Here is a 24,432-nt window from a genome sequence, read left to right as displayed (position 1 = left end):
CATTTGCTAAAAGCTAGGAGAATTAAAATGAAAGAACAACTACATATGCAATTTCAAAACTTAATTGAACATTCTTCAGATGAAGATTTATCTATTATTAGGGACTGGATGGATGGTCTCGAAAAGAAGCATTCAGGAGAGTATACTACTTATTTAAGTGCCGGTTTACACATGGACGCAATGATAACTGAAGATACGTATACGATTTCGATACCCATCACACCTTTAATTCATAATTCACTAAACATGCCTCATGGAGGAATTATAGCCGTTATACTCGACACAGCAATGGGTACTCTCGCAACTCATTCACTATCGGAAGAATTTGCGGTTGTAACAACGAACCTATCGATCAATTATATAGCAGTAGCTAAAGTAGGAAATTTACATGCACAGGCTAAATTTTCTCATAAAGGACGTCAAACCATGGTGGTTGAAGGAGAAGTAGTGGACGATCAAGGGAAGAGAATCGCTATTGGAACTGGGTCATTCTTCGTTATTCCAAGAAAACGACATTGAAGATAATAGGTTAAGTACGGTTCGTTCATCAGAAAAGGGCAAAATGTCTGACCCGATATGTTGGGTCGATTCATGTCCTTTACCTGCAATGCAAAGTAAATCACCAGGTCGGCAAAAGTTCAATGCTTTTTCAATCGCAGATGCTCTATCCGTTTCAATATGGATTGTTTTTGACTCAGGTAACCCCTTAATAATTTGCTGACAAATGGTTAACGGATCTTCTGATCGCGGATTATCAGAGGTCACCCACATATATTGTGCATAAAGTGCAGCGATTTCTCCCATTTCACTTCGCTTTGCATGATCTCGATCGCCCCCACAGCCAAATACAACGAGTAACCTTCCTTTTGTTATTTGTGCTGCCGATGATAAAAGATGCTGCAAGGCTTCCGGTGTATGTGCATAATCAATTACTACTTGAAACGGCTGTTTGCATACAAATTGAAACCTCCCAAGTGGCAATGTTAAATGTTGAAGTATTGGTATAACCGATGACATCGGTACACCTAACTGAACCACAGTTGCAATAGCAGCTGCTATGTTTGATGTATTATAAACTCCTGTAAATTGCACCTCCGTAACATAATTTCTAGCCCCATCCACAACTCTTATTTTCATCGAATTAGATTTTATCTCATCTAACTCCACAAGTTGTTTACCAAACCATCTCAATTCTTTATTACTTTGTAAGCCTTGTTCCACCCAAAATGGATCATCCTCATTTACGACTATTCTTTTCGCCAATGTAATAAGTTTACATTTAGCTCGTTTATATGCGTCTATTCCTTCATGGTCTTCTAAATGATCATGACCAATATTTAAAAACACTCCTTGCTGGATGTGGCAATTATCCAATCGATGCTGAGCTAAACCCATTGAAGACGCTTCAATAATAACATGCGTTATTCCCCTTCTCAAAAGAAGGGCTAATGTTTCATGCAAGTAAGTTGCAGACCAAGTGGTAAGTGATGGGAAATCCCCCTCCACTTTCTTCCCATTAATAAAAAGCCCCAAAGTTCCAATGACAGCGGTTTGATACCCCAGTAAAGTGAGAATTTGACCAATAAAGTGACTAACCGTTGTCTTTCCGTTCGTCCCAGTCACAGCTACAACGTGCAATTTTTGGGATGGTTCACCGTTGATACGAGAACTCGCATGAGATAGGAAAGTACGTGTATTTGGCACAATCCCAAAAGAGACATCATGATCTGTTAGATAATAATCTTCACGATCCTCAGTAATAATGCAAACCGCTCCATTTTGTATGGCCTCGTTAATAAAACTGGCTCCATTTTCTTGTTTACCTTTGATTACAACAAAAATATCACCCGCTTGGACATGCCTCGAATCATCTTTTACTCCGTATATTCGTTCACTAAATGATCCATGTAACCATGTACATGGCCAGTCTTTAATTAAATCTGCAATGACGAAAGCCATTGTCACCCTCCTACACAAAATTAAATCGACCGAATACATTACAGTCAAGGTAGTTCATCGTATGTAATCCTTCGGGAATGTGTCACTCATGATTATAAGGAGCGGATTTAATGATTGTTCAGAAGTTCGGAGGTATTGCGATGAGGAATGCTGCATCGCGTGAAGTATGTATCCAACATATAAAAGAAGGAATTGCAAAATATAACTCGGTTTTGGTCGTGGTGTCAGCGATGGGTCGTATCGGAGATCCGTACTCAACAGATACGTTGATTCATTTAACAGACGCTTTTCAATTATCTCCTGAATCAAAAGATGTGGCAGCCATATGTGGAGAACTACTAGCATCATCCGTGTTAACCGCAGAATGTTTAAAACAGCAAATTCCTTGTCAATTGGCGTATGGAGTTCAAGCTGGCATTTATACAGACGACAATTTTGGGAATGCATCGATAATCAAAACATCAAGAGATACCATTGAGGAATTACTACAACAAGTCCCATGTGTCATCGTACCAGGATTTCAAGGAATTACGACCGACCATCGTTTTACTACCCTTGGACGTGGAGGCAGTGATTTTACGGCAATTCTTTTAGCTGAGATGTTTCATGCTAGTGCTGTGGAATTTTATAAAGACGTGCCGGGAGTAATGTCTAGTGATCCAAAGAGTTCATCAGATGCTAGAAAACTTTCCAATGTTTCGTATAGTCACCTTCAGCATTTATGTGAGGTCGCCTCTCATCCTCTAATACAAAAAAAAGCAGTGGATTTGGCCGCTAAGCACCAAATCCCGCTGCATATTCGTCCATTTGGATCCACAGAAGAAGGGACATGGATCACCGCTGCAAATCATTGATCTATGTGACTCCTTTTCTTAAGCTTTACAAAGTTCTGGGTATAATACTTACCAAACGTTCCCACACCCAGATGCGAGAAATCATCTTCAAGTAACACTTTTCGATGGTCAGCCGAGTTAAGCCATCCCTGTACGACCTCTGCTGAATCATAGTAATTTGCTGCTATATTTTCACCTGCACTGTCATAGTCAAGTTGAGTTTCTGTTAATCGATCTTCTAAATCCCCAAAATCAGGTGATTCATGTGAAAAATAGTTTTGCATCGCCATATCTTCACTATGTTTACTAGCCACGATTTCAAGACTTTCCTCTAGCTCCACAGGGTCAACGAAATGTCTCGCACGATAGACATTTGTCAACTCAAATATTTGCCTGTTATTCGATTCATTAATTGATTTTTGTTGCTTAGTAGAAGGTACAACCGGTGCCAAATAATCCCCTTTGTAAGTCATTTCATATGGTTGGTGAAGCACAAGTGTTCTGGGATTGGTAAAACGGATGGCTTCTACTTCCTGATCTTCCTCATCCACATAAATTTGTGCAAATAAACCATCAAACTTCACTAATAGTCGATTTTTCATATCGACATCATTAATCGTAAATGTATAGACGCTCGATTCAATTTGGACAGTTATTTCAGATTCAATAATCGTGAATCGGTATAAATCATCGATTGATTGCCCCACTTGGAAAGGTGTCGCATCAAGAATTGCTCCAGCTATATAGATTTGATTAATATGGTTCCCTTGGACCCCTACCAACATGTAACTATCAAAGTTTTGATTGTAGACCCACCAATCATAGCCAAAAGCAGATGGATCGATTCGATTAGGTTCACCAAATGACTTAACCAGACTAGTTGTATTTTGACCTACCAACGTTGATAAACCCGTTTTAGGACGTGGTACTGAATCTTCCCCTTTAGGAGGTAACATATTTTCTTGCGGCAATGCTTGACCTGTTGAACCAGGTGCTTTTAGTAAATCAGTTTCTTGAACGGTTTGGTCAGAATAAAAAATAACGGTTAGGATAATAGCTAATATAAGTAAAATTCGAACCAAGACCTTCAATAATACAACTCCTTCCCGAGAAAATGATGTACCCATTATATCAGTGTAATGTGCTTTGACACAATGTTGTCATTGCAACAGACACAAATTTACACTATTATAAAAAGGAATGCATGAATGGGGTAAAGCATGTAAAAGGAGGACGATTGTATGTATTTCGAAAATACAGGTATTGAAAATACAGCAGCAGATTTAGAACTATTAGATGAAGTTATGTTGAACCATAGTCTAGTACGTGCAGGACAATGGGATTATGAACGTGTATCGTATGATAAAAAGTTTGTAATTAAAGAAGGTACGTTCTACTTACGTATTTTTGGATTTACGAAAGATGGTGATGTTGGGAAACACGATGCCATCATTACATTAATGAAACCTGTCGTTGGTAAACACTACTACCCAACTGGTGTGGAGTATGGAGACCAAGAAGTCTTCCCTGCACATTTAGTAAAATCATGCCAACAAACATTGGCCGCTGTAAAAGCCGATTTAAAAGAATTTGAAATTCGCTCATAATCCAAACACCGAAGAAAAAATTTTCTTCGGTGTTTTTTCAATTCCTTTTCAAATGTGTCGATGTTGTCTATACTTATATAATATGGAAAATGAGGTGAAGAGAGTGCCCAAATGGATCAATAAAAAATTTCTAGTCATTATTTTATTAATAGTATTGTTTATCCTCTTTATTGCCTTTATTCTTCCTTTAGCCGTCCCCATACTATTAGCGTTATTAACCGCATTCCTACTAGAACCTTTGGTGAAATTTTGCAAAGATAAGTTTAAATGGAATCGAAAGCCAGCAATCATTTTAGTTTTTGTTTTATTTTTACTTCTCATTTCAGCTACATTATATTTCACCATAACCCAGCTAATTGGGAAAATCATTCTATTAACTAAACTTGTCCCTGAATACTTTAATTCTTTGTCCCTTGTTTGGATGAATGTTCAAAATAAATTATTTAGTTTCACACAAGATATGCCACTTGAAGTAGTCACTTCCATTCAAAAAGAATTATCTCATTTCCTAGTTCTGATGCGGGAATCCATTTTAAATATTGTTAGTTATGAAAGTATTACAACCTTACTATCCGAAATCCCGAGTTTTTTAGTAAACTTTATCGTGTATATAGTAGCATTATTTTTATTTATGTTAGATTTAACAGATTTGAAAAAAATGTTATTTAGACACTTATCACCTGCTACTGCCGAAAAAGTTCGCTTTATGACATCACGAATAAACTCAGTAATATTCGGTTTTATGAAAGCACAATTCCTTGCCAGCCTTGTCATTTTAGTAGCTAGTTTTATTGGTTTATTAATCATTGCTCCTAAATATGCAATCATCATGTCTATTGTTATTTGGATTATCGATCTTATCCCAATCTTGGGATCTATTATCATTGTTGCACCTTGGTCATTGTATCAATTTGCAGTAGGTGACATTGCATTAGGAACTAAACTAGCGATATTAGCTCTGATTCTACTGGTCGTTCGACGAGCAATTGAACCAAAACTTATGGGTTCACAAATAGGATTGTCTCCTCTCGCTACATTAATTGCCATGTTTATTGGGTTACAACTCTTTGGATTTTTAGGGTTAATGATTGGACCATTTATCGTGATTATCTTCACTACTGCAAAAGAAGCGGGTATGATTAAAACAAACTTCAAACTATAAGAAATACCTGAAAAATTGTGAACAGTCCTTTTCGATTATTTTGAATTGTCGGTTAGGTCACTATGACGTCTGATTGTTGCACATGATCTAAAACACCAAAAGAGGTGGTGCGTTGTGACTTCGTCACTTCGCACCACCTCTTTTTCAGAACATCCTCCGGCAGTTGGGCATCAGTCGCTCCCTTGTTTCTTCCATGGGAATACTGATTTTGATTTTGGCGCCTAGAGAATTGATGGCATTCTTTGTTGAGCAATCGATCGAAGATGAAATTTCGACCTCCCACTGCCAGAGCACCCGCTTTGCCGTTCATAGATGTAAAGGTGCCGTGATATACAAAGCTCCTAGTTAAAGACCTAGGGCAATATGGTTTTTACTGCTTGTAATTCGAAATCCTCTATCGTTTTTGGGGGATGCAACTGAAATTGTCCTTTCAGTCTAAACAAGCGATCCTTTCCACGAGAAAAATCAAGGAAATAATCGTTTGTTATTTGTAAACATTGTACTGAATTAGCTGTAATCAATATGACTCGGCAGAACCAGCGGAGGCGCCTTTCTATTGGTGGCCAGAGCGAGAAGGCTGGCAAGTGAAGTATTCAGCCTAGCTTCTCGCAGGATGCATCCACAAAGCGCCGAAGCGTTAAATAGAGAATACTTATCCCAGTCTGTAATGGTGAAATTTTTCAGTAACCTCTTTTTAGGATAGGAAAGGCTTTGACCACTTGTATTCTCAATTTTTATACGATCTTATATTTCAATAAAACAAAGAGAGGTACTTAAAAGTTAAACTTTCAAGTACCTCTCTTTGTTTAGTTAAAACCCTAAAATCGCCTTAAAGACAGATGTAGTTTCTCCACCTTCGAAAAAAACATATAATAACAAATAAACCGCTACGCCAGTGATGGCTGTAAAGAACCATATGACACTTGTAATCGGACCGATTTTACGATGTCTTTTCAAGTTATTTTTATAACCTGCCCACAATGTCACAAGACCAAATACTGCTCCTGTTGTAGCCAAAGTTATATGAAAAACTAAAAATATCGTGTAATAAAGCTTATATTCATCAGGACCACCAAATGCTGTATTTCCAATAAATATTGTACGAGACATGTAAATAATAAAGAATATTAGTGCGGCTATGGCAGCCGCAAACATGGTTTTCTTATGTGCATCAATTTTTCGTTGCTTAATTAATACCCAACCAATCGCAACTAATACTGCACTTAACACAATAAAAAAGGTACTGATTGTTGGTAATAACGGTAAACTCATAATTTTTCTCCTAACACTCACCAAATAATTCAGGTAAATTATTTATTTGCTACAACATATGCTTGTCGATCGCGTAAAGCTTGATTCGTAATTTCATCCGCATTTTCTTGCTCCGATTTATACCATTCGAAGAAAACCATCGCTAAAATAACACCATAAATCACTTCTTGAATAATCTTCATTATAACTCCGCCTAATTGTTGATCTTCAATTGTAGGCATACTGGTAAACATCTCAGGACCAGATAAGCTTAAGGTAGCTAATTTGGAAGATGGCACACATAATTCCATCGATTTGACCCAAGCAGCCCCGCTAGTATAAGTTTCATACATTGGTTGATCTGCAAAGATAATCAAGGCACATGCAGGTGTGATTAATACCGCACTTCCTATGATATAGCCAACCTTACTTAATCCTTGAACTTTATGTTCACCTGATAATTTATTCATAATCGGCCACCATAAGAAAATCGAAGAAATAAACAAAATGAGTGTAAATAGACTGTGATACCATTCATTTTGTTTAATGAAATCTAAAATAAGTGGAATGTGGTAGATTGAGAACAATCCACTAAATACAACTAGTGCTAAAATTGGTTTCGTAAAATATCGGAAACTAAATTTGATAACGGAATACGAAAGGAATTTACGCCAAACCCATATCGGAATACCAGCTATTAAAAGTGGAGGAATCAACATTAACAGGATAGCCATTTGGACCATATGTACAGAGAATAAAATATGACCCAATAAATCTGCAGGGGAACCTTTTACTGCATAAAGCAACAAAATCGCAATAACAAACGCACTTGCTTGTTTTTTAGTCAGAGGTTCATTTCCTTCAAATCGGTGTCGATTTTTGACTGTTATAAAAAAGTATAAAGCAATTATGACTAGAGTGAAAATAATGAAAAGTGGACTCCATAAAGCTTGAAACCCAAATATATTTAAAGGCATCGAATCTCGCTCCTTTTTCTATTTCCCTTGGTATCCCTATTATAAGTCTCATTTGCTCTAACATCAATGAACGAACTATGAACATTAGTTGACAATAAAAAAACGAGCAAGGAAATGATAAATTTCCTCGCTCATTTTATATTTTTAAATTACCACCAAACAATTGTTATCATCGTCAAAATTGTAATGAATGCAACAATTACACCACTGTATAAGAATAGTTGTGCAGTTTCATGACCTTTATGGCTCATATGCATGAAATAATACAATTGTAGAATGACCTGCACTGCTGCAAGTAACAAAATGATTGGAACCACAAAATATGCAGAGAATCCAGCATATACCATTGTAAATGCGATTAGCGTTAAGAAAATCATAATCGCGAACGTTGTCACATGACCACGCATTTCATTTGCAGATCTGCGGCGTTTATACTCATACTCTGTTTGACTTCTTACATGAGCGTGTACATCGTGTGCCATCTTAACCCACCACTCCCATCAAGTATACTACCGTAAAGATAAATACCCAAACTACGTCAATAAAGTGCCAGTAAAGAGAAGCTAGATAAAACTTTGGAGCATTGTAAAGATTCAATCCACGCTTCGCATTACGAACCATAAGGAGAATAATCCATCCAAGTCCTACAACTACGTGAGCTCCGTGCGTTCCAACTAAAATAAAGAACGCTGAACTAAAAGCACTTTGACCAAATGTGAATCCTAAATGAACATAATGATTAAACTCATAAATTTCAAAACCTAAGAATGCTAAGCCAAGTATTACCGTTACCATTAACCATGCTTGCATTGCTTTGAAATTATAGTTTTTCATATGATACATCGCGTAAACACTCGTCAATGACGAAGTCAATAATAACATTGTCATAATGAAAACTAATGGTAATTCGAATAAATCCTGTGTTGTGAATTCCATACCGCTTGGACCCTTGTTTTTAAGGGCTAAATAAGTCGCAAATAAACTTGCAAAAGTTACAGTTTCACCACCGAGGAAAAGCCAAAAGCCGGTAAATTTATTTTTACCTTCTAATGTCGTATTCTCCGGATGGTCTGGCCAAGATTGTGGGGTGTACTTAGTATTTAAGTCCATCAGTGTTTACCCCCTTTTTCATCCATTAAATCTTCTTTATGAACATGATACCCATGATCATCTTTTAGTGAACGAACGATCATAGCACCAAATGTAATAACTAATCCTAAAATTAGCACAGGTACTGCCCAAGGTTGTTCGCCATTGTACAGAGCACCGAATGCTGCAACGAATAAACCGAATGATATAACAACTGGAATAAATGAGTTGTTTGGCATATGAATATCGCCTACTGGCTCTGCGTATGTCATACCTTCTTTATTACCTTCTTGTTTTTCAATCCAGAATGTGTCTAGACCACGTACAAGTGGTGTTTGTTTAAAGTTGTAGAATGGAACTGGTTGAGGAACAGCCCACTCTAAAGTACGACCATCGCCCCAAGGATCGCGACCAACTTTTTCGTTCTTCACAATTGTCCGAATGATATTTACTACAAGTACAGCTACACCTAATGCCATACCAATAGCACCGATGGAACTGATGAGATTATACAAATCCCAACCTTGGTTCGCACCGAACGTGAATACACGGCGTGGCATACCTAGTAAACCTAAGAAATGTTGGATAAAGAATGTTAAATGGAATCCAATGAAGAATAACCAGAACGTCCATTTACCTAGAGCCTCACTCAACATTGTATTAAACATTAATGGCCAGTAGTAATGTAAACCAGCTAGTAAACCAAGTACAACCCCACCTACGATAACATAGTGGAAGTGAGCAACTACAAAGTAAGAATCATGTAATTGGTAATCAAGTGGAGCTGACGCTAACATGATACCTGTTACACCACCTGCAGTGAATGTTGGAATGAATGCAACAGCGTAAATCATAGCGACTGTGAATTTAATGCTACCGCCCCATATAGTGAGCAACCAGTTAAAGATTTTAACACCGGTTGGAACAGCAATTGCCATAGTAGCAACAGAGAATATTGCGTTAGCAGTTGGTCCCAATCCTACTGTAAACATATGGTGAGCCCAAACCATGAATCCTAAGAAACCGATTAATACAGTTGCAAAGACCATTGCTGAGTAACCAAATAAACGTTTACGAGAGAAAGTAGCGAAAATTTCCGAGAAAATACCAAATGCAGGTAAAATTAAAATGTATACTTCAGGATGTCCGAAAATCCAGAATAAATGTTCCCAGATAATCGTATTACCACCCATTGTATGATCAAAGAAATTACCATCAAACATACGGTCAACCATCATAAATACCATCCCAACAGTCAATGGAGGGAAAGCGAATAGAATCAAGGCTGACGCAACGAATGTTGTCCACGTGAAAAGTGGCATACGCATGTAGGTCATCCCTGGTGCACGCATGTTAATAATTGTTACAAGGAAGTTAATCCCTCCGATTAATGTACCGAAACCGGAAATCAATAGTCCTAGCGTATAAAAGTCAATTCCGTGTCCTGGTGAAGCCAATGCTAGAGAGGCATAAGAAGTCCACCCCGCATCTGGCGCTCCTCCCATGAACCATGATAAGTTCAAGAATATTCCACCAAAGAAGAATAACCAGAAACCTAACGAGTTTAAAAATGGAAACGCCACATCACGTGCTCCAATTTGTAATGGCATTACCGCATTCATGAAACCTAAAAGCAATGGCATCGCTGCCAAGAATATCATGGTTGTACCATGCATCGTAATCATTTGATTAAACAATCCTGCACTCACAAAGTCACTATCAGGTTGTGCAAGTTGGATACGAATAACCATAGCCTCAATACCACCGATGACGAAGAATAATCCACCGGTTATGAGGTAAAGGATGGCAATCTTTTTATGATCGACTGTTGTTAAATAGTCCCAAAGAGTGGCACCAAAGCCTTTTTTCTGTGCGATTGAACTCACAACTTTAACCTCCTTTTTGTCGTTCTATAAAAGATTAATCTTCTACAGATAGTCCCATTAAGTATTCTGTCAGAGCTGTGAGCTCTTGATCTGTAAATTTCTTGCCATTATTGATTGCTTCTGGTTGTGGCATCAAGTTACCTGGTTTGTATTCTTTTGGGTTACTGATCCACTTTTTAATATCTTCTTCTGTGTGATCCATGAAACCTGCTACACGGTTACGATCACCAAATGTTGCTAAGTTTGGACCTACACTACCAGCTGTTCCTGCACCTGATACAGCGTGACAAGTAATACAGCTTTTGTTGAAAATATCTTGACCTTGCTGTGCAACGTCACCTTCAACTGCTTGTTCTGCACCTGAATCTTGCATTTTAACAACCCAGGCATCAAAATCATCACGATCTAAAGATTTCACTTTGAAGTCCATTAGTGCATGTGAAGGTCCACAAAGTTCCGCACACTTACCATAGAATACTCCTTCTTCAAGACCATCAGAAGCGTCATCGAATGTTAGGTAGAATTGGTTGAGGTTATCAACGTTCGTATCCATTTTACCACCTGCAGCAGGAATCCAGAATGAGTGTTTAACATCAGCTGCAATTAGATTGAAATAAACTTTCTCTTGTGTAGGTACGACCAATTCTTGAGAAGTCACGATTCCTAAATCTGGATATTCAAATTCCCACCAGTACAGATTCGCTTCAACGTTTACCGTTACAGCTGTTTTATTACCTTCTTCATTAACAGTTTCCATTCCACTTACATCTGCAAAGTCGAATGTTTTGACAACAGTAGGAACTGCCAAAATTAATAGTAAAATAATCGGAACGACCGTCCAAATAAGTTCTAGTTTATGACTTCCTTCTACTTGTTTTGGAATTACATCTTCGCCCACTTTAGAACGGCGGAACTTTACGATTGCCAATACATAGACAATCAATACCACAATAATAACGAGAACCATAATTCCTGTTGAAAGCAACATTAAATCCAATTGATCTCTACCGACTTGTCCTGCTGGATTAAGTGTAGATAAATGCTTCTCACCACATCCAGATAAAATGACCATTAGAGCTGTCAGCAGTGAAAAGAGACGCCACTTTTTGATCCCTTTCATCATAGCTTAATCAAACCCCTCTTTCGTAGTTGTATTTATGTGTAATCGGACTGCGGTTCACTTCTATATGAATTCTATATTCAAAGAATGAATCCCAATAGTTAGCTAAAAATCGAGAAAATAATCATGGAAACAAAAATAATTGTCATGTAATTAAGAGAATAAATAAACATGCCTTTTGCCCATTTTAAATCGTCTTTAGCTTTAAAGCCTTTTAATGCAAGTACAAGCCAACCGATATTTAACGCAGTTGCCAGGACAAGGAACCATGTCCCAAGTTGCATGAGCAAGAATGGAAGTGGGAAAAGCACTAAAATCCAAAGCAACATTGATCGCTTTGTATGTGCAAATCCTTTGACTACCGGTAGCATCGGAATGCCCGCTGCTCGATATTCTTCCGTTCGTTTCATTGCAAGAGCGTAAAAATGTGGTGGTTGCCATGCAAACATGATAAGAAATAAGGCCAGTGCGCCCCATCCAAGTGTGGGTTCAACTGCTGCCCATCCGATAACGGGTGGAATGGCACCTGAGATACTCCCAACAATTGTATTACTTACATGCTTTCTTTTTGACCACATGGAGTATAAAACAACATAACTGATAATACCAGCTAATCCCCATACCCCAGCTGAAACCGATGCCATAAACAACAAAATTTCGCCGACAACTAAAAAGGATAGAGCAAGGGACAATACGGCAGTTGGTTTAAACCTACCCGTCACAGTTGGTCTAGATTTTGTTCTCGACATAATGGGATCGATATCACGATCGATGAAGTTGTTCATTGCGGCTGAGCCAGCAATAATCAATGCTGCACCAAAAAGTGTGTAGACCATTAAGTCTAATTCATCTAAAAAGTGACGATTCGAAATTTGAAATGCCAACCACAAACCAGTAAATGTTGTGACCAAATTTGAGTTGACGATCCCAATTTTAATTAGTGCAAGAAAGTCCTTAACAAATGGTGTTGTTTCAGGATCCGCATCAGTGCTTGCAGTAATCATGCGACCGTTCGACATAAAACTCCCCCTTTCAAAGTTGTGAGCATATTCCGCTACTCTTACTATATCGAAAAACTGTTGGTATTTCTATATTTAAGTTTAATTTCGATAAAAAGGTCAGCGTTTACCTGTCAATTAGACACAACATATCTATAGTAAATCATTTTACGAATAGAATTGTGTATTTAAAAGCAAGATTTTATGAACAATTTGTGAAAAGGTACATCCCATACAACGAGTTTATGGTCTTGTCATTGTAATTTCGAATATTCTTAGCTATTATCAAACAAGTAGGTATCGTAATTTCGTAATCAGTTAATATAAAGTAGGTGTTATTCATGCAACAAAGTAAATACTTAAAGTGGTTTGCTGTTGCTGCAACAATCGGGATGTTACTCATTCTTCTTGGTGGAGCACTTGTGACAAAAACAGACAGTGGAATGGGTTGCGGCAGACACTGGCCGGGATGTAATGGGGAATTAATTCCCAATAAAATCACCCCAGAAGTATTAATTGAGTTTTCCCACCGTATTGTTACTGGCTCGGTCGGCATCCTGATATTAATCTTATCGGTTTGGTCATGGAGAGCAATGGGACATATTCGAGAGACTAAATTCTTGGCAGTCATGGCGATGTTCTTCTTGATTTTACAAGCACTCATTGGCGCAGCACAGGTATTATGGGGACAAGGTGACTTTATACTAGCACTTCACTTTGGAATTTCTTTACTCTCTTTTGCTTCCGTACTATTATTAACACTTCTTATTTTTGAAGTGGATCGTAAGTTCGACTCAGAGAAAATGCGAATTGGCGCTAAGTTGAAACGGCATACAATTGGCGTAACTCTTTACTCCTATGTAGTTGTTTACACGGGTGCTCTTGTACGTCATACTGAATCTAGTTTAGCTTGTCTAGAGTGGCCATTATGTCAAAATAATGACTTCTCATTACCTTCAACCCTTTTCGAATGGGTTCAAATGGGTCATCGTACGGCTGCAGCATTGATATTTTTATGGATTGCCTATATTGCTTGGCATGCATATAAACAGTATAAAGATCAACGTGTTTTGTATTACGGATGGATTACTGCATTCGTCATCGTCTCACTTCAAGTAATCGCTGGAATGCTGGTAGTCTTAACCAAACTTAATTTATACTTCGCGTTAGTACATTCACTATTAATCTCGTTATTATTTGGCTTATTATGTTATATGATCTTACTGATATCACGCAGCCAATCAAAGAAATAATTAAAGAAAAAGCAGTTCCACAAACTTGTGGGCTGCTTTTTCAATTGGCTAAGAAAAACAGGGCTAAGTTTGCCCTGTCCCTTATTGTGTTCGAAACCCGGTAATAATCTCTGTCGCATCAAGTTTCTCAGGTCGCTAATGGTACATGATAGCTGCACCATAATCTAAACAAAAAGGTGGGTGCTATGTGATTTCGTCACTAGGTACCCACCTCTCTATTTCAAATCATCCTATGGTGCTTGGGCATCCGTAGCACTCTTGTTTCCTCAATTTGAACCGTGTTTTTAGTTTTTGCAACTTGAGAATAAATGTCTTCCTTTATCGAACAATCGGTCGAAGATGAAATTCAGACCTGAAAGCATCAATCACATATAAGGCAGGAGTTGCTTTGAGCACTGGGTTCGTAGTAATTCCAAATTTGATACTTTCTTTTTTGTTTATTCTTTTTCCATTTCAATTAATAAATCGCCTGTTGCGATGGATGAACCAGCCGACACATGAATTTCTTTAATCACTCCATTGTGAGGAGCCTGGACGGTTGTTTCCATTTTCATCGCCTCTGTAATAAGCAAATGATCCCCACGTTTCACTTGGTTTCCATTCGCTATCGCCACTTTTAATACGGTTCCTGGCATTGTAGCCCCGATATGATTCGGGTTTGTTAAGTCTGCTTTCGGTTTTTGCAATCCATCTGTTTCAATGGTCAGATCTTGGATGATTACTTCGCGAGGTTGCCCATTTAATTCGAAGTAAATCACCCGATTGCCATCTGCTTGTGGTTGACTGATCGAAACCATTTTAATGATCAATGTCTTCCCTTTTTCAATCTCAACCTCGATTTCTTCACCTAAACGCATCCCGTATAAGAATGTTGGCGTATCCAGAACGGATACATCTCCAAATTTGTTCACCATGACCGAATACTCATCAAAAACTTTCGGGTACAAGGCATAAGCAAGTGCTTCATGGCTATTTACTGGCCGCCCTAACTTTTGGAAGAGCTCCTCTTTTATTTGTTCAAAATCGACAGGTTCTAATAATTCCCCAGGACGGACTGTGATGGCCTTACGATCTTTCAATATCACTTGTTGTAACTCTTTTGGGAATCCACCATAAGGTTGTCCAATATATCCTTGGAAAAACTCAATTACTGAATCGGGAAAGTCGATGGTTTGACCCCGTGATATGACCGTTTCTTCAGTCAAATCATTTTGCACCATAAAGAGTGCCATGTCTCCTACTACCTTCGATGAAGGTGTTACTTTTACGACATCACCGAACATTAGGTTTACTTGGGAATACATTTCTTTCACTTCTTCAAAGCGTCCGCCTAAGCCAACCGCTTTTGCTTGTTGTTGTAGGTTTGAGTATTGACCACCTGGCATTTCATGCACATAAATCTCAGAATGTGGACTCATCATGCCTGATTCAAATTCTTGATAGTATTTGCGTACATCTTCCCAGTAATGAGATAACTGCTCGAGAGCTTTTATGTCAGTACGAACCTCACGTTTACTTCCCTTTAATGCATAGGTTAATGAATTCGCACTCGGTTGTGATGTCAGCCCCGCCATTGTTCCAAGAGCGGTATCCACGATGTCCACTCCCGCGTCAATCGCTTTACCATATAAGTAAATCCCATTTCCACTTGTATCATGTGTATGCAAATGAATTGGTAAATTTACAGTTTCTTTTAGTTCGGAAATTAATCGGTATGCTGCTTCTGGTTTCAACAAACCGGCCATATCCTTAATCGCTAAAATATGTGCACCTGACGCTTCTAATTCTTTGGCCATTTGCTTATAATAAGCTACTGTATATTTGGCACGTTTGTCATCTAAAATATCGCCTGTGTAACAAATCGCAGCTTCCGCTATTTTGCCTGATTGACGAGCAGCATCAATCGCGACTTCCATTCCTTTAATCCAGTTCAAACTGTCAAAGATCCGGAATACATCAATTCCCGCTTCTGCTGATTCTTGCACAAATTCACGGATAACATTGTCAGGATAGTTTTTATATCCAACGGCATTTGCACCCCGTACTAGCATCTGAAGCAAGACATTTGGAATCATTTCGCGCATTCTCAGTAAACGGTCCCATGGATTTTCTTTTAAGAATCGATACGCAACGTCAAACGTTGCCCCACCCCACATTTCGAACGAAAAAGCATCATGCATAGCTCTTGCAGACTGTTCAGCAATTTCATACATATCAATGGAGCGTACACGAGTTGCAAGTAACGATTGATGAGCATCTCGGAACGTCGTGTCGGTAATCAATACTTCCTTTTGTTCATGGATCCACTCCACGAGCCCATCTGCTCCTCGTTCATCTAATAGTTGTTTTGTTCCTGGAATAGGCGATATTGATAAATCGATTTTTGGTTTTCTTGGAACCACAAACACTGGTTTTGATGCTTTTTCAATACCAGGGAAACCGTTTACTGTCACATTACTAATATAGTTTAATAGTTTAGTACCTCTATCTTTACGAGTAGGGAATAAAAACAGTTCAGGAGTAGAATCGATAAAACTCGTATTAAAGTTTCCTGTAATAAAGTTTTGATGTTTGACGACATTTTCTAAAAAAGGGATATTCGTTTTTATGCCGCGTATACGGAACTCTTGTAAGTTTCGATCCATTTTTGCTGCTGCCTCTTTAAAGGTTTTTCCCCAAGTCGAAACTTTTACAAGTAATGAATCATAGAAAGGTGAAATTACAGCACCTTGGAATCCATTTCCAGCATCTAAACGAACACCAAACCCTCCACCTGAGCGGTATACCATTAGTTTTCCAGTGTCCGGCATAAAGTTATTTAATGGATCTTCAGTAGTCACACGAGATTGAATCGCAAATCCAAATAAAGGAATATCCTCTTGGATTGGCATTCCTATTTCTTCTTCATGTAATTTTGATCCATCCGCAATGTGAATTTGAGAGTGAACAATATCAATTCCTGTTACCATTTCTGTAATGGTATGTTCCACTTGGATGCGAGGATTCACTTCGATGAAATAAAATGCATCTCCCGACACTAAAAATTCCACTGTTCCGGCATTTATGTATTGTACATTATTCATTAATTTAATTGCTGCATCACAAATACGCTCCCGCAATTCTTTTGTTATTGAGTTAGATGGAGCAATTTCAACGACTTTTTGATGTCTGCGTTGAATTGAACAATCTCTTTCATAAAGGTGCACGAGGTTACCATACCGATCCCCCAAGATCTGTACTTCAATATGTTTAGGCTTATCCACAAACTTTTCAACGTATACTTCATCTGATCCAAACGCAGCTTTTGCCTCTGATTTAGCTCGCTCATACGCTGATTCTAAATCGGCTTCTGTCGGAACGACTCGCATACCGCGCCCCCCACCACCTAAAGACGCTTTAATCATTAACGGATAACCGTTTTCTCCACCAAAATCTTTAACTTCTTGAATGGAATGTACTGGACCGTCGCTCCCTGGAATAACGGGAATCCCAGCTAGTACCGCTTGAGTACGTGCTTTCACTTTGTCACCAAACATATCCAAATGTCTAGAAGTAGGCCCAATAAAAATAATGCTTTCTTCTTCACATCTTCTAGCGAAGTCGGCGTTTTCGGACAAGAATCCATATCCAGGATGGATCGCGTCTGCTCGACTATCCTTGGCAATCTGTAAAATTCCTTCAATATCTAAATAGGCATCAATGGGCTTCTTACCATCTCCAACTAAATACGATTCGTCTGCTTTGTATCGGTGGAATGAACCACTATCTTCTCTCGAATAAATGGAGACTGTACGCAAATTTAATTCTGTACAAGCACGGAAAATGCGAATTGCAATTTCTCCGCGGTTAGCTACTAAAATTTTTCGAATCGTTTTCATAATGATATGACACCCCTCAGCTTCGCGTTTTTTCGTATTTGACAAACATGGAGACATTTAACAATATGCCCATAGCTAAAGATAACAAAACCACCGATGTTCCGCCATAACTAATAAACGGCAGTGGAACTCCAGTTAGTGGGATAATACCTAAAAGTCCACCTAAATTAATAAATGTCTGGAATCCAATCAAACTTCCTACCCCAGTGGCAATCATTCGTGCTTGCGTGTCTTTAGTAGTTAATGCAATATAGAAAGCTCGTAACACAATAAACGCTAGTCCACCAATAACCAAAACCGTGCCAAACACACCCAATTCCTCCGCAATAATTGCCATGATAAAATCGGTTTGGGGTTCCGGTAAATACCCTAACTTTTGTACCGATTGACCCAATCCCAACCCTTTTAATCCCCCTGCTCCAATTGCCAAATAGCCATTAACTATTTGAAAACCAGCATCTTGTTCGTATTGAAATGGATGCATGAATGCTTCTAATCTCTCTAGACGTTTAGGAGTAATTAATCGATCGCGAAACATATATAAAAACGGCGAAAGGATTATGATTGCACCGGAAATAATACCAAATAATTTAGCAAATGTTTTAAATCGAATGCCACTTGCAAGTAAAGTAGAGACAGTAACGAACAATATTATCGCCGCAGATCCCATATCAACTTCAAACATTACCATGAAAAATGCCAAAACCAGCACTATTATAGGTTGTACAATTGAATTTTCGAGGGAGTCCAAATACCCTTTCGCACTCTTATTAGCAAATACACCAGCAAAATATAAAATTAATATGATTTTCGCTAACTCTGATGGTTGTAACCGTATAGGCCCTAGAGTAATCCAACTTTTCGCTCCGTTTACATCATCACCAATTAAATGAACGGCTAATAGTAGTGTAAACATAATAATGAGCATCAGTGCCATAATCGGTTTACGTCGGTAATGTTTATATGGAATGAATGCTGCGATCAGAAAAACGGGTACAGCGACCAGTAGATTAATAACTTGACGTTTATAAAAATGATCCGATTCATAACCATAAACATTAACAGCCCATACCATGCTAGCACTATAAATCATCACTAAACCAAATAAACATAAGAACATATATGTAATAAATAAAGGGAAATCAAAGTTTTTTATATAACGTTTTACATATGGAATCATCGGGAACCCTCTTTTTCTTTTTTCTAGCAAAAAAACTCAAACACTTGGAGAGTTTGAGTTTTTTACTTATTTCTCTGTATACGCATCGTGCAATAAAGATAACTCTTTTTCAAGTGTCGAAAGAAGTAATTTACCTTCAACTCGTTCAATAAGCCCAAGTTTTACTGCAAAGTCGATCTCTTTAGAAAGACCAAACATTTGGGTATCTAATACTTCTTCGTAAAGCGGGCATTGTGGGATGGTTAAATGATCCATTTGTACTTTTATTAATTTTGCTATTTTCTCAGCATCCGCTTTTAATTGTTCCACAGCTTTTTGCTGATATGATTGTTTTGATTTAGTATCCATGAGGACGCCCCCATTACCTATTATATTCTTAATAAAGTGTATCTTTCTAGCGTCAAAAATGCAAGTGTCTCATCGATACATCAATTAGAAAACATAATTCTTTTTTACCAATAAGCTTAGCGTTATACTAGTAAGTGCGACAAAACATTTTAGGAGGCACCAAAATCATGGAAACTATTATTCACATTAAAGGTGAGGTTAAATTCAACATAACACTTGATCCGAGTGTATGGATTTTTGATGATAGACGTATCGATTTAAATACATTTTTCACTGAACAATACACTGAAAAGGACGAGCTTGCAGAGTATACAAAAAAGGTGTCTGCGCATTGGTCTCGTGAAATTATGGAAGGCGCTACCTACCCTCCAACATTGAAATCAGAAAAGAAATATGAAAAAACAAAAATGCTAACTGGTACATTTGGTATCTATTTGAAACATTTTCTTAAGAATGCAGAAGTGAATGATGGAGCAACTTCTGTCGTATTTGAAACGTCTACTGGTGAAGAATATCGATTTTCTTTGGAACAAGCAGACTCATTGATTTTGAAATACAGCCAGGATGGAAAACCATTACGTGAAGAAGGTCTTGTTCATGTGCTTCTTGCTGACGGTTCAAACTTAGAGAACCCGATAAAACATGTAGAAGCCATCCGAGTTGATTAGGAGGTTAGTCCGATGCGTGTAAAATGCGTCATTTGCGAGGTTGTAAATCAATTACAAGATGACTCTCCTCAAGCCAAAAAGTTACGTAATCGTCCGATTCATACTTATATGTGTGATCCTTGCCACGATCGCATAAGTGAAAAAACGAATGCTCGATTAGCTACAGGAGATTTTGTGTTCTACAAAAGTTCCCGGAGAATTGAAGAAGATTTCTAATGTACTTTCGACGGATATTTTTGGACTCTCTTTTAATAGGAGTATTGAGTGGATTTATGATGGGTTTATTGTTAAAGCTATGTGAATCCATAACGGAAATCAATGTCTATACATTATTGCTTAATGTTGATTTTATTCCGCTAATTGGGCATATAGATTGGGTCGAACCAATTGAATTCCTCTTTCATTTGTTGATATCTATCGTTATTGCATTTATCTTTATCATTTCAGTTGAATTCCTGCAATTTCGAGGTCAATTTCCGTCGCTATGGTTTTTAAGTTTTATCATTTGTTTACCTGCAATTGGCTCTTATTTCATCCTGAGCGACCTCTCAAATAAAGAAGTTCCTCAGTGGGATGATTGGCTAGCATTTACTTATTGGTGCGTCGCACATGTGTTTTATATGTGGCTGTTACCATTATTATATAAAAAAAAGAGAAGTGCTAGTTTACGCTAGCACTTCTCTTTTTTTCATTATATAACCGGATTTTATATAAGATTAAGATCACGGCTGCGATAATTAACCCTTCTACGACTGGTAGGAAGAACGCTAAGAATGTCAGCATAATACAACCTATTAGCAAGAAAATATAAATGATAACACTCTGTGACATTTTTAATTTCTTGGCAAATCCGAGTTTATATACCACTGCAGATAATAGGAAGATGACAAGATACAAAACGTATCCTGCCAACGTGAAATTTGGAAGCGTTTCGTAAAGATAACGCGCCATCGGGTACATACTATCATAGACAAATTGCTCTTCGCCCAAGATTTTTCACCCCTTAGGTAACGACTTAGTTATTTTCAGCTGTTTTTGATTTTTTTGTTACGCGTTCACGTTCAGCTTTGTCTAATACTTTTTTACGTAAACGAATTGATTGAGGTGTGATTTCACAGTACTCATCTTCGTTTAGGTATTCAAGTGATTCTTCCAACGTCATGATACGTGGTTTTTTACGAGTTGTTGTCGCTTCTTTATTCGCAGAACGAATGTTGTTGGCAGCTTTCATTTTCGTAATATTAACTGTTAAGTCATTATCACGAGTATGCTCTCCAACGATCATTCCTTCATAAATTTCCATACCTGGCTCAGCGAAAATTGTACCACGATCTTCAATTCCTAAAATCCCATACTCAGATGCTTGTCCTGTAGACATGGCAACAAGAACACCTTTACTTCGTCCACCTACGCGACCTTTTTGCATTGGTTGGTAGCTATCAAATGTGTGGTTAATGATTCCGTATCCACGTGTAAGTGTCATGAAATCAGTAGTGTAACCAATTAATCCACGAGCAGGTACCATAAATACTAAACGTACTTGACCTGAACCATTGTTCACCATATCAAGCATTTCACCTTTACGTTCACCCATTGATTCAATAATTGAACCAACATGCTCTTCAGGGACATCAATTTGTACACGTTCAACAGGTTCACAACGAACTCCGTCAATAACACGAACGATAACTTCTGGTTTAGAAACTTGAAGTTCAAAACCTTCACGACGCATATTTTCAATTAGAATTGATAAATGTAGTTCTCCACGACCAGATACGACCCATGCGTCAGGAGAATCAGTTGGATCTACACGAAGAGAAACGTCTGTTTCAAGTTGAGATTGTAAACGCTCATCGATTTTACGAGATGTTACCCATTTCCCTTCACGTCCAGCAAATGGACTGTTGTTCACTAAGAACGTCATTTGAAGAGTTGGTTCATCGATACGTAAGATTGGTAGTGCTTCAGGATGTTCAGTAGGACAAACTGTTTCACCTACGTTAATATCTTCCATTCCTGAAACGGCAATCAAATCACCAGCATGAGCTTGTTGAATTTCTACTCGTTTTAGTCCCATGAAACCAAACATTTTAGAAACACGGAAGTTTTTCACTTTGCCGTCTAATTTCATAAGTGATACTTGTTGTCCAACTTCCATTGTTCCACGGAAAACACGACCAATTCCGATACGTCCAACGTAATCGTTGTAATCTAAAAGAGAAACTTGGAATTGAAGTGGCTCTTCTTTGTTATCCACAGGAGCTGGAATATGTTCAATAATCGCATCATAAATTACTTTCATGTTTTCTTCTTGGTCATTAACATCTGAAGAAAGACTTGCAGTACCGTTCATACCTGATGCGAAAATAACAGGGAATTCTAATTGTTCATCATTTGCTTCAAGCTCGATGAAAAGTTCCAGAACTTCATCAACAACTTCTTCAGGACGTGCAAAGTCGCGGTCGATTTTATTAACGACAACGATTGGTTGCAGATTCTGTTCTAATGCTTTTTTCAATACGAAACGCGTTTGTGGCATACAGCCCTCGTACGCATCAACTACAAGTAAAACACCGTCTACCATTTTCATGATACGTTCTACTTCTCCACCAAAGTCAGCGTGACCAGGTGTATCAAGAATATTAATTTTTACATCTTTATATTGAATAGCTGTGTTTTTAGCTAAGATTGTAATCCCGCGTTCACGTTCGATATCACCTGAGTCCATCGCACGCTCGTCCACATGTTCATTAGAACGGAAAGTTCCTGATTGTTTTAGCATTTGGTCAACTAAAGTTGTTTTACCATGGTCAACGTGGGCAATAATTGCAATATTTCTTAAATCATTTCTTAAATTAGTCATTATTTCACTCCATATTCTTTTTTCGAGTCCTTAACTGTGTTATTATAGCACATGTTGAAACTATTTGTCAGATTTTATTTAGAAAATTTTTATCATTCTTTGGAGGGACTTTCCGTGAAAAATATAAAATGGGTATTTGTACTTTACGCCTTACTAGCTTTGTTATCAATGTTCGCAATAGGCATTTCTGTCGGATTACGAAGTTTCCCAGGCATAATAATCAGCATTTTGATTCTTATTTTTGTGATGGGATTTGGCTTCAAAACAAAAAAGAAAATGCGCGATCAAGGATTATTATAAGGTTTTGAGCACGGGCAGGAAGTGGAATGATTCCATTTCCTGCTCTTTATTTTGGCTATATTATACTGTTGATTTTAATTATTTTATTGATTGTGGTGGAACGCGGCGAAAAACATCTGCTCCTGCATTGCTGCGCTAGCTTCGTCGCAAGAGTAGGACCAAAGTCCATTGCAACAAAAATCAACAGTGTAGTTTACCCGTGACTTTATTTTAACGCAATATAATTTGCCAGTAAGGAATCATGAAGACCCTTGCGAGCCACTAAAAATGTATCTTGACCCAAAAACTTCAGTGGTTGTCCGCTTAAATTAGTCGCTATTGCCCCTACTTCTGTAGCAATTACAATCCCACCCGCTACATCCCACGGTGAGAGACGCATTGACATATAAGCATCTATACGACCAGTTGACACATACGCGAGCTCAAGAGCAGCCGACCCATAGGACCTAATTCCCCTAACATCTTGAACAAGCCTAATAAGCCCTTCATTTTCAATATGATGATTAGGCACTACCCAACTAGCGTTCATTCCTATTATAGCATTTGGGATCGTTGTTGGTTCCAACATCGGGATTCGCTCATCGTTTAGATAAGCTCCCTGTCCTTTTTGTGCACTATACAACTCGTCATGTATCACATCATATATGTACCCTAAAACCCCAATTCCATCCTGATAAATCCCTAAAGAAATGGCGAAATTTCTTTGCTGATGAATAAAGTTCATCGTGCCGTCAATAGGATCCAACATCCATATGAATCCATCTAAAGACTTCACATCGTCTCCGAAGCCTTCTTCTCCTAAAATCCTATGTCCTATATAATCTTTTCTTATTCGCTCAATAAAAAATTGTTCAATTTCTTTATCAATATTTGTCACCAAATCGTTGGCATCTGCTTTCGTTTCAATGTCCAGCTCGCTGGAGAAAGAATGGCGAATCTTACTACCTGCTTCTTTTATTAAGGCCTTTGCATAGCGATCGAGCTTATGAAGTTCCAATAGACTAGCCGCCTTTCTAAATATTCTTCCTCAATTATAAACAAAAAAACACCCGCTGTCAGA

Annotated in this window: 25 protein-coding genes; 9 read left to right on the top strand and 16 right to left on the bottom strand. The window is 38.0% G+C overall.

Annotated features, from left to right (window positions below; genetic code table 11):
- Positions 1-27: 27 nt before the first annotated feature.
- A complete protein-coding gene (locus GY23_RS01545) occupies positions 28-519 on the top strand; it encodes a PaaI family thioesterase (protein WP_075617447.1) in 492 nt (163 codons plus the stop codon).
- On the opposite strand, the gene GY23_RS01540 is transcribed toward GY23_RS01545, so the two are convergent.
- The gene (locus GY23_RS01540) at positions 487-1,959 is read right to left on the bottom strand and encodes a UDP-N-acetylmuramoyl-L-alanyl-D-glutamate--2,6-diaminopimelate ligase (protein ID WP_075617446.1); all 1,473 of its coding nucleotides are present in this window, start codon (positions 1,957-1,959) and stop codon (positions 487-489) included. The genes GY23_RS01545 and GY23_RS01540 overlap by 33 nt on opposite strands.
- Before the next feature lie 110 nt (positions 1,960-2,069).
- Between GY23_RS01540 and GY23_RS01535 the strand changes: the two genes are divergently transcribed.
- Positions 2,070-2,813, top strand: a complete 744-nt coding sequence (locus GY23_RS01535) for an amino acid kinase family protein (RefSeq protein WP_075617445.1) — start codon at positions 2,070-2,072, stop codon at positions 2,811-2,813.
- Here the strand turns inward: GY23_RS01535 and GY23_RS01530 are convergent.
- Positions 2,807-3,883, bottom strand: coding sequence for a CAP domain-containing protein (locus GY23_RS01530; protein WP_075617444.1), 1,077 nt, complete (start codon positions 3,881-3,883; stop codon positions 2,807-2,809). The two genes, GY23_RS01535 and GY23_RS01530, sit on opposite strands and share 7 nt — an antisense overlap.
- A gap of 150 nt (positions 3,884-4,033) precedes the next feature.
- On the opposite strand from GY23_RS01530, the gene GY23_RS01525 reads away from it, so the two are divergent.
- Both GY23_RS01525 and ytvI read left to right on the top strand, forming a co-directional pair.
- On the top strand, positions 4,034-4,399 hold the full coding sequence (locus GY23_RS01525) for a YugN family protein (RefSeq protein WP_075617443.1): 366 nt from the start codon (positions 4,034-4,036) through the stop codon (positions 4,397-4,399).
- Positions 4,400-4,502: 103 nt separating this feature from the next.
- A complete protein-coding gene (ytvI, locus tag GY23_RS01520) occupies positions 4,503-5,561 on the top strand; it encodes a sporulation integral membrane protein YtvI (RefSeq protein ID WP_211270634.1) in 1,059 nt (352 codons plus the stop codon).
- 52 nt (positions 5,562-5,613) lie between these two features.
- Here ytvI and GY23_RS18145 read toward each other — a convergent pair whose 3' ends face one another.
- From GY23_RS18145 to cyoE, 8 genes are all read right to left on the bottom strand, one after another.
- Entirely contained in the window at positions 5,614-5,871 is a 258-nt protein-coding gene (locus GY23_RS18145; RefSeq protein WP_075617441.1) for a hypothetical protein, read from the bottom strand.
- 500 nt (positions 5,872-6,371) lie between these two features.
- Positions 6,372-6,833 (bottom strand): DUF420 domain-containing protein, encoded by a 462-nt coding sequence (locus GY23_RS01510; RefSeq protein ID WP_211270633.1) that lies wholly within the window; start codon positions 6,831-6,833, stop codon positions 6,372-6,374.
- 38 nt (positions 6,834-6,871) lie between these two features.
- Entirely contained in the window at positions 6,872-7,789 is a 918-nt protein-coding gene (ctaG, locus tag GY23_RS01505; RefSeq protein WP_075617440.1) for a cytochrome c oxidase assembly factor CtaG, read from the bottom strand.
- Positions 7,790-7,938: 149 nt separating this feature from the next.
- Complete coding sequence (ctaF, locus tag GY23_RS01500; RefSeq protein ID WP_075617439.1) at positions 7,939-8,271, bottom strand: cytochrome c oxidase subunit IVB; 333 nt, start codon at positions 8,269-8,271, stop codon at positions 7,939-7,941.
- 1 nt (position 8,272) lies between these two features.
- Complete coding sequence (locus tag GY23_RS01495) at positions 8,273-8,899, bottom strand: cytochrome (ubi)quinol oxidase subunit III (protein ID WP_075617438.1); 627 nt, start codon at positions 8,897-8,899, stop codon at positions 8,273-8,275.
- Positions 8,899-10,764, bottom strand: a complete 1,866-nt coding sequence (gene ctaD / locus GY23_RS01490) for a cytochrome c oxidase subunit I (protein WP_075617437.1) — start codon at positions 10,762-10,764, stop codon at positions 8,899-8,901. Before ctaD ends, GY23_RS01495 begins: the two co-directional genes overlap by 1 nt.
- A gap of 34 nt (positions 10,765-10,798) precedes the next feature.
- The gene (coxB, locus tag GY23_RS01485; RefSeq protein WP_075617436.1) at positions 10,799-11,887 is read right to left on the bottom strand and encodes a cytochrome c oxidase subunit II; all 1,089 of its coding nucleotides are present in this window, start codon (positions 11,885-11,887) and stop codon (positions 10,799-10,801) included.
- Between the two features lie 98 nt (positions 11,888-11,985).
- Positions 11,986-12,903, bottom strand: a complete 918-nt coding sequence (cyoE, locus tag GY23_RS01480) for a heme o synthase (protein ID WP_075617435.1) — start codon at positions 12,901-12,903, stop codon at positions 11,986-11,988.
- 320 nt (positions 12,904-13,223) lie between these two features.
- Between cyoE and GY23_RS01475 the strand changes: the two genes are divergently transcribed.
- The gene (locus GY23_RS01475; protein WP_075617434.1) at positions 13,224-14,135 is read left to right on the top strand and encodes a COX15/CtaA family protein; all 912 of its coding nucleotides are present in this window, start codon (positions 13,224-13,226) and stop codon (positions 14,133-14,135) included.
- A 437-nt stretch (positions 14,136-14,572) separates the two neighbouring features.
- Here the strand turns inward: GY23_RS01475 and pyc are convergent, their stop codons facing one another.
- From pyc to GY23_RS01460, 3 genes are all read right to left on the bottom strand, one after another.
- Entirely contained in the window at positions 14,573-18,013 is a 3,441-nt protein-coding gene (gene pyc, locus GY23_RS01470) for a pyruvate carboxylase (RefSeq protein WP_075617433.1), read from the bottom strand.
- Between the two features lie 16 nt (positions 18,014-18,029).
- Positions 18,030-19,193, bottom strand: coding sequence for an FtsW/RodA/SpoVE family cell cycle protein (locus GY23_RS01465; RefSeq protein WP_075617432.1), 1,164 nt, complete (start codon positions 19,191-19,193; stop codon positions 18,030-18,032).
- A gap of 66 nt (positions 19,194-19,259) precedes the next feature.
- Positions 19,260-19,541, bottom strand: coding sequence for an Fpa/YlaN family protein (locus tag GY23_RS01460; RefSeq protein WP_075617431.1), 282 nt, complete (start codon positions 19,539-19,541; stop codon positions 19,260-19,262).
- Positions 19,542-19,708: 167 nt separating this feature from the next.
- Between GY23_RS01460 and GY23_RS01455 the strand changes: the two genes are divergently transcribed.
- From GY23_RS01455 to GY23_RS01445, 3 genes are read left to right on the top strand one after another with little or no spacing between them, the layout of a single operon-like run.
- The gene (locus GY23_RS01455; RefSeq protein WP_075617430.1) at positions 19,709-20,209 is read left to right on the top strand and encodes a hypothetical protein; all 501 of its coding nucleotides are present in this window, start codon (positions 19,709-19,711) and stop codon (positions 20,207-20,209) included.
- Positions 20,210-20,221: 12 nt separating this feature from the next.
- Complete coding sequence (locus GY23_RS01450; RefSeq protein WP_075617429.1) at positions 20,222-20,425, top strand: YlaI family protein; 204 nt, start codon at positions 20,222-20,224, stop codon at positions 20,423-20,425.
- A gap of 56 nt (positions 20,426-20,481) precedes the next feature.
- Entirely contained in the window at positions 20,482-20,883 is a 402-nt protein-coding gene (locus GY23_RS01445; protein WP_245827539.1) for a hypothetical protein, read from the top strand.
- Here GY23_RS01445 and GY23_RS01440 read toward each other — a convergent pair.
- Positions 20,870-21,199, bottom strand: a complete 330-nt coding sequence (locus GY23_RS01440) for a YlaH-like family protein (RefSeq protein ID WP_075617427.1) — start codon at positions 21,197-21,199, stop codon at positions 20,870-20,872. The two genes, GY23_RS01445 and GY23_RS01440, sit on opposite strands and share 14 nt — an antisense overlap.
- 25 nt (positions 21,200-21,224) lie before the next feature.
- Positions 21,225-23,072, bottom strand: a complete 1,848-nt coding sequence (gene typA, locus GY23_RS01435) for a translational GTPase TypA (RefSeq protein ID WP_075617426.1) — start codon at positions 23,070-23,072, stop codon at positions 21,225-21,227.
- Positions 23,073-23,186: 114 nt separating this feature from the next.
- On the opposite strand from typA, the gene GY23_RS01430 reads away from it, so the two are divergent.
- The gene (locus tag GY23_RS01430) at positions 23,187-23,372 is read left to right on the top strand and encodes a YlaF family protein (protein WP_075617425.1); all 186 of its coding nucleotides are present in this window, start codon (positions 23,187-23,189) and stop codon (positions 23,370-23,372) included.
- A 205-nt stretch (positions 23,373-23,577) separates the two neighbouring features.
- On the opposite strand, the gene GY23_RS01425 is transcribed toward GY23_RS01430, so the two are convergent.
- Positions 23,578-24,369 (bottom strand): inositol monophosphatase family protein, encoded by a 792-nt coding sequence (locus GY23_RS01425; protein ID WP_075617424.1) that lies wholly within the window; start codon positions 24,367-24,369, stop codon positions 23,578-23,580.
- Between the last annotated feature and the right edge of the window lie 63 nt (positions 24,370-24,432).

This window comes from Paenisporosarcina indica (assembly GCF_001939075.1).
GTDB lineage: Bacteria > Bacillota > Bacilli > Bacillales_A > Planococcaceae > Paenisporosarcina > Paenisporosarcina indica.
The sequence above is the reverse complement of the archived record's forward strand: the minus strand, read 5'-3'. Positions and strand labels throughout refer to the sequence as shown.

Bases quoted from the DNA above. Each gene is read 5' to 3' on its own strand.
- cyoE (WP_075617435.1), bottom strand. From the start codon at position 12,903: ATGTCGAACGGTCGCATGATTACTGCAAGCACTGATGCGGATCCTGAA.
- ctaF (WP_075617439.1), bottom strand. From the start codon at position 8,271: ATGGCACACGATGTACACGCTCATGTAAGAAGTCAAACAGAGTATGAG.
- coxB (WP_075617436.1), bottom strand. From the start codon at position 11,887: ATGATGAAAGGGATCAAAAAGTGGCGTCTCTTTTCACTGCTGACAGCT.
- ctaG (WP_075617440.1), bottom strand. From the start codon at position 7,789: ATGCCTTTAAATATATTTGGGTTTCAAGCTTTATGGAGTCCACTTTTC.
- GY23_RS01525 (WP_075617443.1), top strand. From the start codon at position 4,034: ATGTATTTCGAAAATACAGGTATTGAAAATACAGCAGCAGATTTAGAA.
- GY23_RS01445 (WP_245827539.1), top strand. From the start codon at position 20,482: ATGATGGGTTTATTGTTAAAGCTATGTGAATCCATAACGGAAATCAAT.
- GY23_RS01450 (WP_075617429.1), top strand. From the start codon at position 20,222: ATGCGTGTAAAATGCGTCATTTGCGAGGTTGTAAATCAATTACAAGAT.
- typA (WP_075617426.1), bottom strand. From the start codon at position 23,072: ATGACTAATTTAAGAAATGATTTAAGAAATATTGCAATTATTGCCCAC.
- GY23_RS01540 (WP_075617446.1), bottom strand. From the start codon at position 1,959: ATGGCTTTCGTCATTGCAGATTTAATTAAAGACTGGCCATGTACATGG.
- GY23_RS01495 (WP_075617438.1), bottom strand. From the start codon at position 8,899: ATGGACTTAAATACTAAGTACACCCCACAATCTTGGCCAGACCATCCG.
- pyc (WP_075617433.1), bottom strand. From the start codon at position 18,013: ATGAAAACGATTCGAAAAATTTTAGTAGCTAACCGCGGAGAAATTGCA.
- GY23_RS01535 (WP_075617445.1), top strand. From the start codon at position 2,070: ATGATTGTTCAGAAGTTCGGAGGTATTGCGATGAGGAATGCTGCATCG.
- GY23_RS01455 (WP_075617430.1), top strand. From the start codon at position 19,709: ATGGAAACTATTATTCACATTAAAGGTGAGGTTAAATTCAACATAACA.
- GY23_RS01510 (WP_211270633.1), bottom strand. From the start codon at position 6,833: ATGAGTTTACCGTTATTACCAACAATCAGTACCTTTTTTATTGTGTTA.
- GY23_RS18145 (WP_075617441.1), bottom strand. From the start codon at position 5,871: ATGAACGGCAAAGCGGGTGCTCTGGCAGTGGGAGGTCGAAATTTCATC.
- GY23_RS01545 (WP_075617447.1), top strand. From the start codon at position 28: ATGAAAGAACAACTACATATGCAATTTCAAAACTTAATTGAACATTCT.
- GY23_RS01460 (WP_075617431.1), bottom strand. From the start codon at position 19,541: ATGGATACTAAATCAAAACAATCATATCAGCAAAAAGCTGTGGAACAA.
- GY23_RS01465 (WP_075617432.1), bottom strand. From the start codon at position 19,193: ATGATTCCATATGTAAAACGTTATATAAAAAACTTTGATTTCCCTTTA.
- GY23_RS01475 (WP_075617434.1), top strand. From the start codon at position 13,224: ATGCAACAAAGTAAATACTTAAAGTGGTTTGCTGTTGCTGCAACAATC.